The sequence below is a fragment of the Janthinobacterium sp. SUN100 genome, assembly GCF_030397705.1.
GTDB lineage: Bacteria > Pseudomonadota > Gammaproteobacteria > Burkholderiales > Burkholderiaceae_D > Janthinobacterium > Janthinobacterium kumbetense.
Genome location: NZ_JAPUBU010000001.1, coordinates 659,391 through 676,426, shown reverse-complemented (window position 1 = coordinate 676,426; position 17,036 = coordinate 659,391). Strand labels below are relative to the sequence as shown.

The 17,036-nt window shown below is 61.6% G+C and carries 15 protein-coding genes; 2 read left to right on the top strand and 13 right to left on the bottom strand.

Annotated features, from left to right (window positions below; translation table 11 throughout):
* Window positions 1–2: 2 nt before the first annotated feature.
* From O0881_RS02825 to O0881_RS02810, 4 genes are read right to left on the bottom strand one after another with little or no spacing between them, the layout of a single operon-like run.
* Window positions 3–1,172: an HlyD family efflux transporter periplasmic adaptor subunit gene (locus tag O0881_RS02825; protein WP_289897846.1), complete on the bottom strand. Its 1,170-nt coding sequence runs from the start codon at window positions 1,170–1,172 to the stop codon at window positions 3–5.
* Between the two features lie 21 nt (window positions 1,173–1,193).
* Window positions 1,194–2,639 carry an efflux transporter outer membrane subunit gene (locus O0881_RS02820; protein ID WP_289910037.1) on the bottom strand — a complete coding sequence of 482 codons (1,446 nt, stop codon included), beginning with the start codon at window positions 2,637–2,639 and terminating at the stop codon, window positions 1,194–1,196.
* Window positions 2,640–2,656: 17 nt separating this feature from the next.
* Window positions 2,657–4,231, bottom strand: coding sequence for a DHA2 family efflux MFS transporter permease subunit (locus O0881_RS02815; RefSeq protein WP_289910035.1), 1,575 nt, complete (start codon window positions 4,229–4,231; stop codon window positions 2,657–2,659).
* Complete coding sequence (locus tag O0881_RS02810; RefSeq protein WP_152280889.1) at window positions 4,228–4,662, bottom strand: MarR family transcriptional regulator; 435 nt, start codon at window positions 4,660–4,662, stop codon at window positions 4,228–4,230. Before O0881_RS02810 ends, O0881_RS02815 begins: the two co-directional genes overlap by 4 nt.
* Window positions 4,663–4,792: 130 nt before the next feature.
* On the opposite strand from O0881_RS02810, the gene O0881_RS02805 reads away from it, so the two are divergent.
* Entirely contained in the window at window positions 4,793–5,323 is a 531-nt protein-coding gene (locus tag O0881_RS02805; RefSeq protein WP_289910034.1) for an SRPBCC domain-containing protein, read from the top strand.
* A 229-nt stretch (window positions 5,324–5,552) separates the two neighbouring features.
* Here O0881_RS02805 and O0881_RS02800 read toward each other — a convergent pair whose 3' ends face one another.
* The 8 genes from O0881_RS02800 to O0881_RS02765 form a co-directional block, all read right to left on the bottom strand.
* Window positions 5,553–5,891, bottom strand: coding sequence for a DUF6572 domain-containing protein (locus tag O0881_RS02800; protein WP_289910032.1), 339 nt, complete (start codon window positions 5,889–5,891; stop codon window positions 5,553–5,555).
* Between the two features lie 118 nt (window positions 5,892–6,009).
* Window positions 6,010–6,729 carry a hypothetical protein gene (locus O0881_RS02795; RefSeq protein ID WP_289910031.1) on the bottom strand — a complete coding sequence of 240 codons (720 nt, stop codon included), beginning with the start codon at window positions 6,727–6,729 and terminating at the stop codon, window positions 6,010–6,012.
* Between the two features lie 90 nt (window positions 6,730–6,819).
* Entirely contained in the window at window positions 6,820–7,224 is a 405-nt protein-coding gene (locus O0881_RS02790; RefSeq protein WP_289910029.1) for a hypothetical protein, read from the bottom strand.
* A gap of 127 nt (window positions 7,225–7,351) precedes the next feature.
* Window positions 7,352–7,741, bottom strand: coding sequence for a hypothetical protein (locus O0881_RS02785; RefSeq protein ID WP_289910028.1), 390 nt, complete (start codon window positions 7,739–7,741; stop codon window positions 7,352–7,354).
* 76 nt (window positions 7,742–7,817) lie between these two features.
* On the bottom strand, window positions 7,818–8,345 hold the full coding sequence (locus O0881_RS02780; RefSeq protein ID WP_289910027.1) for a hypothetical protein: 528 nt from the start codon (window positions 8,343–8,345) through the stop codon (window positions 7,818–7,820).
* Window positions 8,346–8,422: 77 nt separating this feature from the next.
* Window positions 8,423–9,118: a hypothetical protein gene (locus tag O0881_RS02775; RefSeq protein ID WP_289904911.1), complete on the bottom strand. Its 696-nt coding sequence runs from the start codon at window positions 9,116–9,118 to the stop codon at window positions 8,423–8,425.
* A 249-nt stretch (window positions 9,119–9,367) separates the two neighbouring features.
* Complete coding sequence (locus O0881_RS02770; RefSeq protein WP_289910026.1) at window positions 9,368–9,889, bottom strand: demethoxyubiquinone hydroxylase family protein; 522 nt, start codon at window positions 9,887–9,889, stop codon at window positions 9,368–9,370.
* Between the two features lie 12 nt (window positions 9,890–9,901).
* Complete coding sequence (locus tag O0881_RS02765) at window positions 9,902–10,816, bottom strand: alpha/beta hydrolase (RefSeq protein ID WP_289910025.1); 915 nt, start codon at window positions 10,814–10,816, stop codon at window positions 9,902–9,904.
* Between the two features lie 140 nt (window positions 10,817–10,956).
* On the opposite strand from O0881_RS02765, the gene O0881_RS02760 reads away from it, so the two are divergent.
* On the top strand, window positions 10,957–14,157 hold the full coding sequence (locus tag O0881_RS02760) for a PAS domain-containing protein (RefSeq protein ID WP_257219020.1): 3,201 nt from the start codon (window positions 10,957–10,959) through the stop codon (window positions 14,155–14,157).
* On the opposite strand, the gene O0881_RS02755 is transcribed toward O0881_RS02760, so the two are convergent.
* Window positions 14,154–17,033, bottom strand: a complete 2,880-nt coding sequence (locus tag O0881_RS02755; protein WP_289910024.1) for a PAS domain S-box protein — start codon at window positions 17,031–17,033, stop codon at window positions 14,154–14,156. The two genes, O0881_RS02760 and O0881_RS02755, sit on opposite strands and share 4 nt — an antisense overlap.
* Between the last annotated feature and the right edge of the window lie 3 nt (window positions 17,034–17,036).

The following is a 17,036-nucleotide window of genomic DNA, read 5'->3' as shown; positions in this document are numbered from 1 at the left end:
CGTCAGTGACTTGAGTTCTGCGCAATGATGGCGTCCGCCATCTTCTCCGCCTCATCCACGGGCTGGCTCAGCGCCTGGGTCGTGTAGACCGTGCTGGCCACCATCGGCTGGTCCAGGGTGGCTCCTTCGCCATGGCTGGTATCGACCGTCACCGTGGTCGACAGGCCGATGCGCAGCGGGTGGGCGGCCAATTCCTTCGGGTCGAGCGTGATGCGCACGGGCACGCGCTGCACCACCTTGATCCAGTTGCCCGTGGCGTTTTGCGCCGGCAGCAGGGAAAACGCGCTGCCCGTGCCGGCCGACATGCCCAGCACCTTGCCGTGGTAGACCACCTTGCTGCCATACAAGTCCGTTTCGATGGTGGCCGCCTGGCCCACACGGATATTGCGCAATTCGGACTCCTTGAAGTTCGCATCGACCCATAATTGATCCAGCGGCACGATGGACATCAAGGGCGTGCCCGGCGTCACGTGCGTGCCCAGCTGCACGCTGCGCTTGGCCACATAGCCCGAAACGGGCGCGACCACGGCATTGCGGCGCACGGCCAGCCACGCCTGCAGCACGTCGCCCCTGGCCGACAGCACGGCCGGATGGCTGGCCAGGCTGACGCCGGCCACGCCCGATTTGGCCGACTCGGCCTGGCGCTGCGCCACCGTCAAGGCCGCTTTCGCGTCGTCGACGGCCTGTTTCGCATGGGCCAGGTCTTCGCCCGAGATGGTCTGGTCCGCCGCCAGCGGTGCGCGGCGCGCCAGGTTGCCCTGCGCCGTGGCCAGGGCCAGGCGGCGCTGCTCGATGACGGCGTCGTACTGCGCCACGTTCGCATAGCGTTCGCGCTCCTGGCGCACGACGTTGCCCAATCGTGCCTCGGCCTGGCTCAGGGCCAGCTCCGCATCGATGGCATTGAGGGTGATCAGGGGTGCGCCCGCTTTCACCATTTGCGTCTCGTCGGCGCGGATGGCGTCGACATTGCCCGTCACTTGCGCGGACAGGGTGACCAGGTTGCCGCCCACGTAGGCATTGTCCGTGACTTCTTCCCTGGACAGCACCAGTTGATAGTAGGCGGCCCAAGCCGCGCCAGCGACGAGGAAGGCGGCCGTGATGGCGATGAGGACGGTCTTGCGCTTGCCCGGGTTGTCGGTAGGTGCGGAGGTGGAGGTGGTATCGCTGCTCATGATGTGTTCCGTAATCGTTGGTTATTGTTTGGTGGTGACGGTGTCGGCGCCGGCGGCGAAATCGCTGCTGCCACGGTAGCCGCCGCCCAGGGCCACGGTCAGGTTGATTTCCGCGTCCTGGCGCTGGTTTTGCAGCTGCATACCCAGGTCCACCTGGCCGCGCACGGTCATTTCCGCATTCAGTTGCGTGGCGCGGTCGGCCAGACCTTGCTTGAGGCGCGCATTCGCATTGCGCAACTGCGCTTCGCTGGCGCGCAGGTTTTCCTGCTGCAGGCGCAGCTGGTTTTCCACGCCCTGCACCCGGGCGCTCGCCTGCGCCACGTCGCGCACGACATTGAAGACGTTCTGGTTGTAGTCGGCGATCAATTCATTGCGTTCGCTGCGGGCGCCAGCCAGCTGCGCCTGCAGGCGGCCGCTGTCGAACAGGGGCAGCGACAGGGCCGGCCCGATGAACAGGGTGCGGCTGCCCGACTGCAGCAGCTTGCCCAGCTTTATCGCATCGAGGCCGAACGAGGCACCCAGGTCGATATCGGGGTAGAACGAGGCTTGCGCCGCCTCGATCGTGCTCATGGCAGCCTGGACTCGCCAGCGGGCCGCCTGCAAGTCGGGCCGGCGCGCCAGCAATTCCATGCCCAGCTTGCCGGGCAGGGCGTGCGGCAGCGCCTGCGCCTGCCTCGGCTGCAGGCCGGCCAGGGCCGAGGCATCCGCACCCAACAGCGCGCGCAAGGCTTCCCGCTCCGTGACGACTTGCGTTTCCAGCAAGGCGATCTGCTGTTGCAGCAAGCTCAAACGCGTTTGCGCGGACAAATGGTCGTCGCTGACGCCCAGGCCGTTGGCGATGCGCTTTTCCTTGTCGACCACCAGCTGCTGTTGCAGCTTGACGAGCGCATGCAGGTTGTCCATGCGTGCCCAGCCATTCTGCATGCTGAAGTAGTGGCGGGCGATCTCGGCGGCCAGCATCTGCTCCGCCATCGCATATTCGGCGCGGCGCGCGTTGACTTCGCCCAGGCTGGCCGCGATCTGCGCCTTGTGCTTGCCCCACCAGTCGAGGTCGTAATGGGCTTGCACGCCCACGGTCACCTCGTTGTAGTAATTGCCGCCGATGGGGGCGGGCATCAGGCCATTGCCCGAATAGCGCTGGCGGCTGGCATTTGCGCCCAGGTCTACCCTGGGGCCGCGCTGCGCATGCTGGGCATCGAACGCGGACAGGGCCGAGCCGATGCGGGCATTCGCCACATCCAGGTTCGGGCTGCTGGACAGGGCGCTTTCAATCAGCTGGTCCAGCTGGGCATCCTGGAACTGGCGCCACCACAGCGCGGCGGGCCAGCCTTCGCTGGCCAGGTGGATGTCGGCCGCCAGCTGTATCGTGGCCAGGTCTTGCTGCGGCAACTGCTGCGTGTCGGGCGGGATGCTGGCGCAGCCGGCCAGGGCCAAACTTAGCGCCAGGACGCTCAGGGAGAGTTTCATAGGTGTGTGCATGAGGGTTATTCCATGGCCGCGTGGTCGACCACGACGGGCGCATTCTTCTTCGGTGGTTTGATCAGGAGCAAGAGCGGCAGCACGAGGATGGTCAGCCACATCATCAGCCAGAAGTCGTCGAGGTAGGCGATCATCGATGCCTGCCGCGTGATTTCGCCATTCAGGGCCGCCATGCCGGAAGCCGTCCCCAAGTTGTAGACGCCGGCAATGGCGGGGTCGTGCAGGGCCGGGTTGGCGATAGTGATGTGTTCCGTCAGGGACGCATGGGCGATCTGCGTATTGCGCACCAACAAGGTTTGCACGAGGGCGATGCCGATGCTGCTGCCGATATTGCGCACCAGGCTGTAGATGGCCGTGCCTTCCGCCCGCATCTGCGGCGACAGGGTGGCAAACGTGGCCGCGCTCAGGGGCACGAAGACGAGGCCCAGGCCGATGCCCTGGATGATGCCGTTCCACACGACCGTCTTCGGCACCAGGTCCAGGGTGAAATTGGCCATCTGCCACAGCGAGAACGCGGTAATCGAAAAGCCCACGCCCAGCAGGATGCGCGTATCGATCTTGCCCGTCAGCCTGCCGACGATCAGCATGGCCAGCATCGTTCCCAGGCCGCTGGGCGCCGTCACGAGGCCGGCGATGGCCGCCGGATAGTTCATCAAGCCTTGCAGCATCGACGGCGTCAGCGCGCGGGTGGCGAACAGCACCATGCCGACGATGAAGATGAACAGCAAGCCGCTCACATAGTTCGAGTTTTTCAGCAATCGATAGTCGAGGAAGGACTTGCCGGCCGGACGCAGGGCCGTGTGGGCGATGAAGTAGCACAAGCTCATGGCCAGCACGATGGCTTCGATCCACGTTTCCGTGGAAGAAAACCAATCGTTCTGCTCGCCCCGGTCCAGCAGCATCTGCAGCGCTCCAATGGACAGGCTCAGGGTGGCAAAGCCGAACATGTCAAAGTTCATGCGGCGGTTCGGCGGATCCTTGCGGATGTAGCGCCAGATGCCATAGAAGGCCATGGCGCCGATGGGGATATTGATGAAGAAGACCCAGCGCCAGCTGTAGCTGTCCGTCAGCCAGCCGCCCAGCGTAGGTCCCAGGATGGGGCCGATCATCACGCCCATGCCCCAGATGGCCATGGCCGAACCGTGCTTTTCGCGCGGATTGATGTCGAGCAAGACCGCCTGCGACAGGGGCACGAGGGCCGCGCCGAACACGCCTTGCAGCAGACGGGCAGCGACGATCTCGGACAGGGTGCCCGATAGGCCGCACAGCACGGAAGCGAGCGTGAAGCCGGCCACGGAAACGAGGAAGGTATTTTTCTGGCCGTAGCGGTCGCACAGCCAGCCCGTCAGAGGCGTGGCGATGGCGGCGGCAACGATGAAGGAAGTGAGTACCCAGGTGATCTGGTCTTGCGAGGCGGACAGGCTGCCTTGCATGTGGGGCAGGGCGACGTTGGCGATGGTGCCGTCGAGCGCTTGGATGATGGTGGCGAGCATGATCGAAATCGTGATCATGCGCCGGTTCAGGCTGGGATCCTGTGAAGCGGGCAGCGCCGGTGCGGCGCCGGCTGTGGCCGAACTCATGCGGATTTCTCCGTGGCCGCCTGCAACGCTTCCAACAGTTCGGTGGCGGCCCGCAATTGATCGGGATCAATGCCCTGCAGCAGTTCCTTGCGGAAACCGTCCGCTTCCTTGCGCACGGTGTCATAGACCTGCATGCCCGCCTCGGTCAGCACCACCAGCTTGACACGGCGGTCCGTTTCCGATGGCTGGCGCTGCACGAAGCCCGATTTCACAAGCCGGTCCAGCATCGACACCATGGTGGGGTTTTCCACGCCCAATTGATGGGCCAGTTCGCTTTGCGAAGGCGGCTGGGGCGACTTGGCGATCATGGCGATGCACATCCAGCTTGCTTGCCCCAGGTCCAGGTCTTTCAGGCGCCGGTCGATGGCATGGCGCCAGCCGCGCGCCGTCTTGTGGAGGGCGGCGGAAAAGCGCTCTTCGATAGAAGTCATAAGGTGAGTCGTCTAATGGTTAGGTATCTAACTAATATTTTAGCATGCTGGTTTGACAGGCGTACAGGCCTTCCCGTTTATCTGCGCCGCTGGTACATTAGTGCCAGACCATTACCCTGAGGAGAGCGCCATGACCACCGCAGAACAGAAGCAGGAAGGACAGCACCGCGACAGCAGCGACTTTGTCATCACGCAAACTTTCGACGCGCCGCGCGAACTGGTGTTCCAGTCGTGGGTGGAGCCGGAGCGCCTGGCCCAATGGTGGGGCCCCGTCGGCTTCGAATTGAGCGTGCTGGCGCTGGACTTGCAGCCGGGCGGTATTTTCCACTACGGCATGCGCGCCGACAATGGCTATGAGATGTGGGGCAAGTTCACCTACCAGGCGATCGAAGCGCCGGAAAAGATCGTGTCGATTTTGTCATTCGCCGACAAGCAGGGCAATGCGGTGCAGCATCCGGTCAGCGCCACCTGGCCACTGGAGTCGTTCAATGTGATGACCCTCACCGAGGAAAACGGCAAGACGACGATGACCTTGCGCTCGACGCCGCACAAGGCGACGGATGAGCAGCATCGGACTTTCCTGGAAGGGCATGAGTCGATGAAGGAGGGGTTCAAGGCTACCTTCGGCCAGTTGGCACAGTACCTGGCGCGTGTTCAGTAATATTTAAGAACGGCGGGCCAGAGCCGCGGGCCTGAGAAAATGGCCATGGCTGCGTTGCTTGGGCTCGCCGTACATGCGTACTGTCTTCGCCCGCGCGCCTTGCCCTGGCCATTTTTCAGGCCCGCTGGGCCCGGAGAGCCTTTGATTGAGGCGCGGGCGGGTTCTTGCTGTCGTTGGCAGTTTGCGGTTGAGGAAGGTCTGCTTACGCCCCAAAGCGGACGTTTGGCATCTAGGCCACAGTACCGGCGTGGAGCGTATTCCACCGCAACGAAATCGCCAGTTCCTCGGATACAACCTTGGCCTTGTACAGAAAGTCTAATGCAGTGGTCGGTAACGGATAACGGCTAACAAGGTCAATACAAAGGGACTTGCCTGCTGAAGAAGGATACGTGTCGTAAATTTGGCCACTCTCGACAAATCCAAAGTAAGAGTTGAGTTTGCCTTGCAGCGCGAGCAAATGACTACCTTCATCGGACCAATCCCACGAGTCGATAATCGACAGTACAACGTAGTCCGATTCCGTTTCAATACCAACAGCGTCCACTGCATTTAAATTCTCAAGCCCCATGCTTCCTACTTTCTTTTTTAAACACGTCATAGCCTATATATACGCCTATATCTACGTCCGCAACTGGCCGGCTGCTGTCGTTGGTGGCTTCCGCCCCAAAGCGGTCTGACAAAAAGAATTAAAGAGTCGCAGTATAGCGACCGGAAGCAGCCGTCAAAAAAATCTGGTTAAATTTATTTGTGGGTGATGCTGCCCTTACCATTTCGATTAACCTTTCCCATTCGTTCGACAAAAAAATCGTCGTCAACGAACAGTCAACGATTAGGGTCGTGTCTTCAGGGTAGTCACCGTTCTCTAGCTTGGCGACTTTCGCATCAATCGCCTTTAAAATAATAGCGCTCATGTCATCGATGTAAGACTGATTGGTGTACGACGTCGCTACTGACTCGATTTCTCTTGCTCCTCTCTTGCCTTTGCCAGCACTTAGTCCATCAAGTCCGAAACCGCCACCTTTGGTGTTTAATACCTCGCGCATTAAATGCTCGTTTTCATGTACCGCCTGTGTAATCTCCAACGTGCCATTCGATGGCCACATTCCATGGTCCACCATCTTTCCAGTGGTTTCTACTTTTGCGTCAAAAGGCTGATTCCCGTGGACCCATCGCACAGATATGTATTGGCCTGGACCATAGAAAGTCTGGATATACCGGCAGATTGGTAGAAGTTCTTCAATCAACTGTTTCACTGGGCCCCTACGCTCTCGAAGCATGTGGCCATCATCTGGATGGCTCGCCGTTTCATCAAAAAACGAATATGCCAACCGACAAAATTCTAGCCCGTCCAGTAACCTATCATGAAAAACTTCAAGTCTCGCGTGAACTCCAGTTGGGCCTTGCATATCTATATTTCCTATAGTTTAGGACGGGAGTGGCTACTTCTGGCCGGCTGCTGTCGTTGGTGGCTTCCGCCCCATTGCGGACATTGATACTTAAATTTGATGAGGGTTCGAACGGTCGTCCAGTTCATTGTTCCGTACAACTGGACGAAGGAGATAGGCTGTAATGCCGACGGTAAGACCAGCAGCGATTGCACCTAGCGCTGTGCGAGTCGGTGCATCCAGAAACATTATGTAGGGCACACCGCACCCGGCAATACAGGTGGCCAGCAGCAGCGGAGAATCATATTTGCGCAGGAGTATGAGCAATGGCAGGCCCACCAGTGCCAAACCAGCAAATGACATCGGAACAGCGAGTAGTACGGAAAAAAGAAGTCCGACCCCGACATCAGACGCGATACCTGCATCGGAGCTTCCGATACCTGCCAATGTGACTGCCGGGATACTCGACAGCGGCGCCAAAAACAAGGATTTCATAGGGAAGGGTTTGATCTTCATGGATCTTCCTGTGGTTTTTTGTATGCTTCTGGCCGGTTGCCGTCTTTGGCTGCTTCCGCCCCGTGGCGAATATATAGACGGTTGACAAAATACTTGCCAGCTGAAGGTGCGTAGCTTGTATCAACGGCTAGGTCTCGGCGGGACCGGCTGCGTCGCGAATCATTGGTTCGTGTTCTGAGAAAACGCTGACACATGTCCCAGCTGTGACAATGATCCACTCTCGCTGCTTCTGCTTATAGCCAAGCCGCCTATCTTCTTCCATCGCCCATCCGCCATCGAATACCTCAAGGACCGGATACCCAGAAGGAAAGTCCTCATCGGTCCAGTACTCGGCGAGCGGCACTTCATCCAAGAGCCTGAAGCCGTTCACCTGAGCAAATGTGACCTCGATTCCATCGTCCTTGTGATGGTTGCGGACGACACGTATTACCAATTGTCCATTGTAGGTAACTGAATGAATGTCCGCCCCCCATTCGAATTGTTCTCGGCAGCCAAATGGTCTAGCTTTGATTGGCATATACATCCTATTTCGCACGCTATGATTAACGTTACCGTACAACGATCTACTCATGATCAACGACCGCTTGTGGCCATTATAGGACGGTGCCCGAATCCGCCAACACTGAGAATTTGCGCCATCCATCAGGAGGGTCCCACTCGCCCTCGCCGTCGAATTGTCTAGAGTTTGCGGCATGCAATAACACTCCGTCAATGCCGAGATTTTTCCGCACCCAAAGCAACTCACCTGTCCTCGAGAACGCTAGCGCCTCAGAGGCGGAGGTAATGAGCACTGAAAATTTTGTGGGTAGATTTTCGAAATCGCCACCATCGTACATATGGCAAAAATAACCATCAAGCCGATGGCTAACTGCCGTACCGGCCTTCATATCTAAAATAAATACATATTGACCAAAGCCGATAAATACGAGGCTGCCTACACATCGAACTTCTTGGAAGCATGAGGCTCCTGCGCTGGATAGCACGTTCACTCGGGTTCGTAGACCTTCATTATCGAAAATGGCAACGCTTGTGGCAACGGCAGTAGCAGCCCCATCACCGCCAACAGCAATGATGCGGTCGTATTGCCCTTCGTCGAATTTATCATTGAAATGAATTTCCATATTTTAACTTGATAGGTCACGGTCCGCTGCTGGCCGGTTGCCGTCGTTGCCAAGTTCCGCCCCACAGCGGACACAGCTCAACATTTTGCGTCGGCCTTTTCGCCGCTGTCGAGACTTTTCACCAATGCGTCTCGATTTTCGAAAAATCGCATATTTTTCATTGTGGCGATGCCCCCACAGCGAGTACAGGTGCATGTCTTGGTTTGCGTAAATGTGTTTTCCTCGCTAAGTGCCTGGCACATTTCGCAGCGCCATATCCACGGAAATCTTTCAGGTAGAGATACAGAACAGAGGAAAACGAATTGCTGAGCGACTGTCTGGATGCACTCTTCGGGTTTATTTAGGTCAAGCGCTCCGTTAAATTTTATGCAGCCGGTTTGAGCTTTTGCTGGATCGAGGTCGTCTACGAGATCCAGCCAGATCCAGTGGATATAAGGCTCATTGTAATCATCAGAAATTGTTAGCATTTCTTGCACGCATACCCAAGGCAAAAGTAAGCCTTGAAGCATCTTTTGACAAATGCTACTCGAATAAGTACGTAGAGCGCTGTACCAGTCACTCGGGAGTTCCAATCTTAGTTCGTTTATGCATGACTGAAATAATCGTTCAACTTGATCCGAATCGACGTAGTCGTCCCAGCGGCACACAGCGAGTTCCCAAATGCTAGGCGCATCACAACCGCTTTCCAGCAACTCATTTGCCCAATCGACGTAGTCGAGTGTCCTTATCCAGGATCCATCGATCCTCTTAAAAGCAAGTTCTGTGAAATCCAAGTGTTTCCTTGCAAGGCTTTGGTTTTAGAATACAACTCGCATGACCGCTTCTGGCCGCTTGCCGCCCGGGCCAATAGTATCAGTTGAAATGAGAAACGGATAATCTCAGCCGGCAGATTCGCGGCCTTCATTGAGCATGCGTTCCCTCGCCAATCCACCAGGCACGCAGACCTGTAAATACAACGCGATCTTGTGGCCCTCGATATCATAAGTATTGATACTGGTGCAGATCGTCGTGTTTCGTGATGCTTAAAGGCGCATCCCCAGCCAGATCACCGATTCCGTGGCGCCGGACACCACAGCGCTCAGCATGCGTCCGAACATCCCGCTGCCTTGCGTGTAGATCGATGCCTGGTCGTGATGTTCCTGCTCGTCCCTGAGTATCGCTGCAATGGCGTGTACCGCGTCATCGTCCTCGCTCAACATGGTGAGTTGGTGCCGCAGATGTTGGAGGACCACCCGCTCGACGGCCACGGTGGTCAGCGAGATCGCGCGCGCTCCGCACAGTCCCGTGACGATGCCCAGCGCATAGCCTCCGGCCGCACACAGGTAATAGCTGCGGCAGCGCGGCAAGCCACGGCGCTTGAGAACGTCGTGAAATATTGTCCTGTGCTCCCGCTCATGCGCCCTGAAGGCGCGCAGTTCCTGCACGATATGGCTTGCCGTCCAACGTGCCATGAGGATCTGGCCCGTATAAATGCCGATGGCACCTTGCTCTCCCGCATGGTTCACCTTCATTACCCGGTCTGAAAACTGTGTATTCGCATCCATTGATCGCTTGCCTTATTGGCTCTTGTCGCTCTCCATACCCAACATCCCCCGCACCACCGGCAATATCATCCCCCAAGCATTCGACGTCGCCGCAATCTCGTCATAATGACTGGCACCGGGCAAGATCAGTACTTCCGCATGGTCGCCGGCCTTGATTGCCTTGGCTGCATAGTCGTGCGCGACTCTGGGTGGGGAGATGGTGTCGAGCTCGCCTGTGATCAGGACGGTGCGGCTGCCGTTGGGCATCAGGTCGGCTGCGTTGGTGTCGCTGTAGATGTCGGGGCGCTCGGTGCTGGCGCTGCCTGCCAGCTGGGCGATGTCGCGCTCGCAGCTGGTCTTGATCAATTCTTTTTCATGGCGCAGGTCGGCCAGGCCGCCCAGGCTGACGATATTTTTCACTGGCAGGAACTGGTCGCGATACAGGGGGCTGGTCTTGGGCAGCTTTTCCCTGCCTGCGATCCACTGCACCAGCTGGCCGCCGGCCGAGTGGCCCATGGCGAGGATGCGGCTCGTGTCGATCTGGTACTGGGGCGCGTGCTGTTGCAGGCTGTCGAGCGCTGCGTGCATGTCTTCATAGGTGCCCGGATAGCCGCCGCCCGGCTCGTCCACGCGGCGGTACTCGACATTCCACACGGCGATGCCATGCGCGACGAGGGCGCCGGCCACGTTGCGCATCTGCTGGATGCCGCCGAAGGCCACCGTCCAGCAGCCGCCATGCACGAGCACGACGACGGGAAACGGTCCGCTGCCGTCGGGCCGGAACAGCTGCGCGTATTGCGACGGCGCGGAGCCATACGCGATCTGCGCCGTGGGCGGAGGGCCGTTCAGGGCCAGGTAGTCGTCCAGGCTCATGGGGGCGGCGACGGCGCCGTGGGCGGAGGCGAGCAGGGCGGTGGCGATCAGGGAGGAGGGCAAGGAGGTAGGCATGCTGGAATTCGCTTGAGAAGAGAGCAACACTTTAGCATAGGCCCACGTGGGTGCAGAGATCAAGCGGTGCGCTGTTTTCCTCCTGCAAGAGGGGTGCCCCATGGTATATTTCGGGCATCAGTTTTCCCCTTATCGACACGGTGCACGCAAACAACATTCTTTCCTTGCTGGACGCCGAGCACACTGCGCTGGGCAGCATCGCGGCCGGCGCCGACCTGGCTCATGCATTGGAGCATTTGTTGCTGGCGCTGCAAGACCTGGCCGAGGGCGGCGCGCATGCCTGCCTCGTGCTCATCGACGAAGCCGACCGCTTTTGCGGCCTGTCCGCGCCCAGCCTGCCGCAAGACCTGTGCCTGGCCCTGCGCCACGGCGGCGACCAGCCATCCCCGTTCGGCACGGCGGCCTTTTCCGGCGCGCCCGTGTATTGCGGCGACATCACGCGTGACGTGAACTGGAGCGCCGGGCGCAAGGAAGCCATGCTGCACGGCTACCGTGCCTGCTGGGTCGCCCCCGTCTTTGGCGCCAAGGGACATATCCTGGGCGTGCTGGGCCTGTTTTTCCAGGCGCCATGCCATCCCACGCAACCCGAGACCGAATTGCTGGCGCTGGCCGCGCGCGTGGCCGCGCATGTCATCGAGCGGGGCCAGCTGGAACAATCGCTGCACGACAGTCGCGAACATTTTCATTACGCCATAGAACTGAACACGCAAGTGCTGTGGACGGCCGACGTCGACGGCAAGCTCGATTATGTGGCGCAGCGCTGGCGCGAATGGACGGGCGGCAGCGGCCTGGGCACCAGCTGGCTGGACGCCATCCACCCCGAGGACGTGCCCCATTCCCTGGCGGCCTGGAGCGAAGCCGTGGGCAGCGGCCAGCCTTTCGACCAGGAAATGCGCGTGCGCCGGCAAGACGGCCGCTACCGCTGGATGCACTCGCGGGCCTACTGCCGGCAAGACGAGCGCGGCCAACCCGCGAAATGGTATGGCTCGTGCGAGGATATCGATGAACACTGGCAGGCGCGCAACGCCTTGCTCGACAGCGAAGCGCAGTTCCGTTCGCTCGCTTCCACCATGCCCAACCAGGCCTGGCTGGCGCATGGCAGCGGCGCCACCTACTGGGTCAACGAGCAGGTCTGCGAATACACGGGACAGTCGCTGAAGTCGCTCGTCACCAGCGGTTTTCGCCACTGCGTGCATCCGGACGACGTGCAGGCCACGCAAAAGAGCTGGGAACGGGCCGTCGCCACCGCCAGCGCCTACGAACACGAATTCCGCATGCGCCGCGCCAGCGACGGCGCCTACCGCTGGTTCCTGGCGCGCGCCTTGCCCCTGTTCGACGAGGCGGGCACGGTGCTGCGCTGGGTGGGCACGAATACGGACGTGCAGGAACAGAAGAACGTGCTGGAAAAGATGGCCTATCTGAATTCCTCGCTGGAAGTGGAAATGGCCAACCGCACGGCAGACCGCGACCGCATGTGGCGGCTGTCGACCGATATCATGCTGGTGGCGGACCTGGCCGGCATGATCATCGCCGTCAATCCCGCCTGGAGCAAGATCCTCGACCGGCCGGAAATCGAGTCGCTGGGCATGGATTTCATCAGCCTCGTGCATCCCGACGACCGCATGGCGGCCTTGAAGGACTTGTCGCGCCTGGCCCATGGCGCGCCCACCTTGCGCATGGAAAACCGCTACCGGCGCCGCGATGGCGGCTACCGCTGGATTTCCTGGACGGCCGTGCCGGCGCAAAAGCTGATCCATGCCATCGGCCGCGATGTCACGGACGAGAAGGAGGCGCGGCTGGCACTGGTGCGCAGCGAGCAAGCTTTATTGCAGGCACAGAAGCTGGAATCGATCGGCAAGCTGACGGGCGGCGTGGCCCACGATTTCAATAACGTGCTGCAAATTATCTCGGGCAATCTGCAGTTGCTGAAGCTGACGGTGGCCGACAATCCGCAGGCGGCCAGGCGCCTCGCTTCGGCCGCTTCGGCCGTCGAGCGGGGCGCCAAGCTGTCGTCGCAACTGCTGGCCTTTGCGCGGCGTCAACCTTTGCGGCCGCTGGTGACGGACCTGGGACGCTTGCTGCGCCGCATGCATGAGCTGATCCGCCGTGCCCTGGGCGAAGCGATTGCCGAGGAAACCTTCATCAGCGAAGGCTTGTGGCATACCCTGGTCGACCCGAACCAGATGGAAAACGTACTGCTGAACATGGCCATCAACGCGCGCGATGCGATGGACAAGGGCGGGCGCCTCACTTTTACCTTGAGCAACGTCACGCTCGATGCGGACTACGCCAGCCGGCATGCCGACGTGCTGGAAGGGCAATACGTGCTGCTGACCATCACCGACACGGGCCACGGCATGACGCGCGACGTGATCGACCAGATTTTCGAGCCCTTCTTCACCACCAAGCGCGAAGGCGAGGGCACGGGCCTGGGCCTGTCCATGGCGTACGGCTTCATCCGCCAGAGCGCGGGCCACATCAAGGTGCACAGCGCGCCGGGCGCCGGCACGACGTTCAAGATCTATCTGCCCCGTTCGCTGGAAACGCTGGCCGAGCCGCCGCCGGGCCTGACGGGCCCCGTGCTGGGCGGCAGCGAGACCATCCTCGTGGTGGAGGATGATGCCCCGGTGCAACATACGGTGGTCGACATGCTGCGCGGCCTCGGTTACGACGTGCTGCATGCGGATGACGGCGCCTCGGCCCTGGCCCTGCTGGGCACGGGCGTGGCCATCGACCTGCTGTTTACGGACGTCGTCATGCCGGGCCCCGTCAGCAGCAAGGAGCTGGCGCAGCAGGCCAGGCTGCTGCTGCCGGAACTGGCCGTCCTGTTTACGTCGGGCTACACGCACAACGCCATCATGCAGGGCGGGCGGCTGGATCCGGGCGTCGAATTGTTGAGCAAACCCTATCAGCGCGAAGACCTGGCGCGGCGCATCCGCCACGTGCTGGCCGACCGCCGCCTGGTGGGCGCGCCCGACCCGTCCGGGCGGCGCATCCTGCTGGTGGAAGACAATGACGATGCGCGCGAAATGACGACGGAAATGCTCAATATGCTGGGCCACACCGTGCACGGCGTGTCCAGCGCCGAGGAAGCCTTGCCCCTGCTGGCCTTGCCGGGCCTGGACGTGCTGGTGACGGACATCAGCCTGCCCACCATGTCCGGCCTGGAACTGGCGCGCCATGCGCGCGCGCACTGGCCGCAGCTGGACGTGGTATTTGCTTCCGGGCACGATTGGGGCGCCAGCCTGATGCAGGACGCCAGCGCGCGCTTCCTGCGCAAGCCGTTTGGCCTGGAAGAGCTGGCCGGCGCACTGAAGGCGCGCCGGCTCGACGTTTACTAGCCTGTCGGCAGCAAGGCTAGCTGCAGTTGCTCGACGGTAAATGGTTTCACCAGGAAGCGCGCTTGCGGGTCCAGCACGCCGGAATTGGCCGGCGCGTGGCCCGTGGAAAACACCACTTCCAGCCGCGGATGGTCGCGCGCCGCCAGTTCGGCCAGCTCGGCGCCCGACATCCGGGGCAGACTGATATCGGTCAGCAGCAGGTCCAGCCCCGGCGTGTCCAGCAGGGGCAAGGCTTCCTCGGCCGTGCCCACGGCCAGCACCGTGTGTCCCAGCATGGACAGCAGGTCGCCCGTCATGGCGCGCGCGTCCGCATTGTCTTCCACTAGAAGGATATGGCGGCCTGCCGGCGGCGGCGCAGGCTGCGGCGGCAGCTGTGCGCGGTACTGGTGCAGGGCCGTCACGTGGCGGCCATTCGCCAGCAAGTGGCGGATGCGCCGCGCCAGGTCTTCGCGCCGGTAGGGCTTGCTCAACAATTCGACGCCCGGTTCCAGCCGCCCGCCCTGCATGATGGCGTCCTGCGTATAGCCCGAGGTAAACAGCACGGCCAGCTGCGGCAGCAGCACGCGGGCCTGGCGCGCCAGCGCCGTGCTGGCCACCTTGCCTGGCATCACCACGTCCGTAAACAGCAGGTCGATGGGCACGCCGCTGCCGATGATGGCCAGCGCGCTTTCGCCATCGCTGGCGCGCAGCACGGCATAGCCGAGGCCGCGCAACATGTCCACCACCGTCGTCTGCACCTGCACGTCGTCTTCCACGACGAGGATGGTTTCCTTGCCGCCCAGCACGGGGCCGCCCAGCTGCAGCGGCAGTTCCGTTTCCGCTTCGAGCGAGCGCGGCAGATAGATGCGGAAGGTGCTGCCATGGCCAGGCAAACTGTCCACCGTCAGGTGGCCGCCGCTCTGGCGCAGGAAGCCGTACGCCATGCTCAAACCCAGTCCCGTGCCTTCGCCTTCTTTCTTGGTCGTGAAGAACGGCTCGAAAATCTTGTCCAGCAGTTCTGCGGGAATGCCCGTGCCCGTGTCCGACACGGCCAGCTGCACGTAGTCGCCGGGCGCCACGTCCGCATGGCGCGCCGCGTAGTCGCTGCCCAGCACGCTGTTGCTGAGTTCGATGGTCAGCTGGCCCTCGCCTTCCATGGCGTCGCGCGCGTTGATGGCCAGGTTGAGAATGACGTTTTCCAGCTGGTGCGGATCGACCAGGGCGCGCCAGCAGTCGTCGGCCAGCAGCAAACGCGTTTCGATGGTTTCGCCGGTGGCGCGCCGCAGCAGCTCTTCCGTTGCGCGCAGCAGTTGCGCCAGGTCCGTCACCAGCGGTTTCAATGGTTGACGCCGCGCAAAGGCCAGCAACTGGGCCGACAGCTTGGCGCCCCGTTCCACGGCGGCCGAGGCGCTGGCGATGCGCTTGGCGGCCAGCGGGTCGTTATCCAGGCCCAGCTGCAGCAATTGCAAATTGCCCGAGATAATTTGCAGCACGTTATTGAAGTCGTGGGCCACGCCGCCCGTCAGCTTGCCCAGCGCTTCGAGCTTTTGCGATTGCAGCAGGGCCATCTCGCTGTGGCGCAACGATTCCTGCATGCGGCGCAAGGTATTCTGCGCTTCCTTTTCCAGGGTGACGTGGCGTCCCGTGGCAAACACCAGGTCGCCTTCGATTGCCGCCACCCACGACAGCCAGCGGTGGCCGCCGTCGCGGTGCCGGTAGCGGTTTTCAAAGCTGGGCATGGATTCCTTGCCCACTTGCAGCAAGGCCTGGCGCGTGGCGGCGGCATCCTCGGGTAGCACGAAGTCGAAGATGCTGCGGCCCAGCATTTCCTCGGGCAACCAGCCCAGGATGGCGCCAGCGGCCGGATTGACGGCGGCAAAGCAGCCTTCGGCATCGATGGCCACCATCAAGTCTTGCGCGCTGCGCCATAGCCGCTCGCGCTCGCTGTTGCGCGCGGCCAGGTCCGCTTCCAGCTTCTTTTCCACGGTGATGTCGCGCGCGCTGCAATACACCTTGTCGCCTTCGGGCACGGCCACCCACGACAGCCAGTGCCAGCCGCCCAGCTTGTGGCGGTAGCGGTTTTCGAAGCGCAAGGCGGGCTGGCCCTGGTTGGCTGCATCCCAGGCCGCATGGGTGCGCGGCAAGTCTTCGGGATGGATCAGTTCGAGGAATTTCGTCGTGCGGATTTCCTCTGCCGACCAGCCCAGGGTGGCTTGCCAGGCGGGGTTCGAGTGTTCGAAATAGCCGTCGAGGTTGAGCACACCCAGCAAGTCGGGGCTGACGTTCCAGGTGCGGCCGAATTCGCGCGTGCGCTCGGCCACTTGCGTTTCCATGCTGGCACTGAGGGCGCGCAAACGCGATTCCGCCTGGGCCCGCAAAATGGTCGACCAGACCCGCTCCGACACTTGCACGGCCAGTTCGATCTCGTCCGCATGCCACAGGCGGGCCGCGCGGCTGTGCACGACGAACAGGGCCGCCAGCCGGCCATCCTTGGCAATGGGAATGTTCAGGAAGGCACGGATGCCCAGGCGCGCAAACGTGGCTTGCGCGGCGGGCTGGGCCGTGCGCGGGTCATTCATCACGTCGCTGACGGCCAGCGCCTGGCCGGCGGCAAGCGCCTCGGCCAGGCCTGCCGCGCAATCGCCGAGAAAATATTCGCCGGCGGCGCCCGGCGCCAGGCCGTCGCTCCACGCATGCTGCAGCGTGGGGCACTGCAGGGCCTGGTCAATATCGAAACACGCCACTTGCTGGGCGCCCAGGCGCTGGCCCAGCAGCTGGGCCGACAGGGCGAGGATCTCGCCCGTGTCCTGCAGCAGGCGCAGCCGGCGTTCCAGTTGCAGCAGGAAGGCCACGCCGCTGGCGCCGGCCTGGCTGCTGGTGGCAGGAGTGTTGCTCATGCG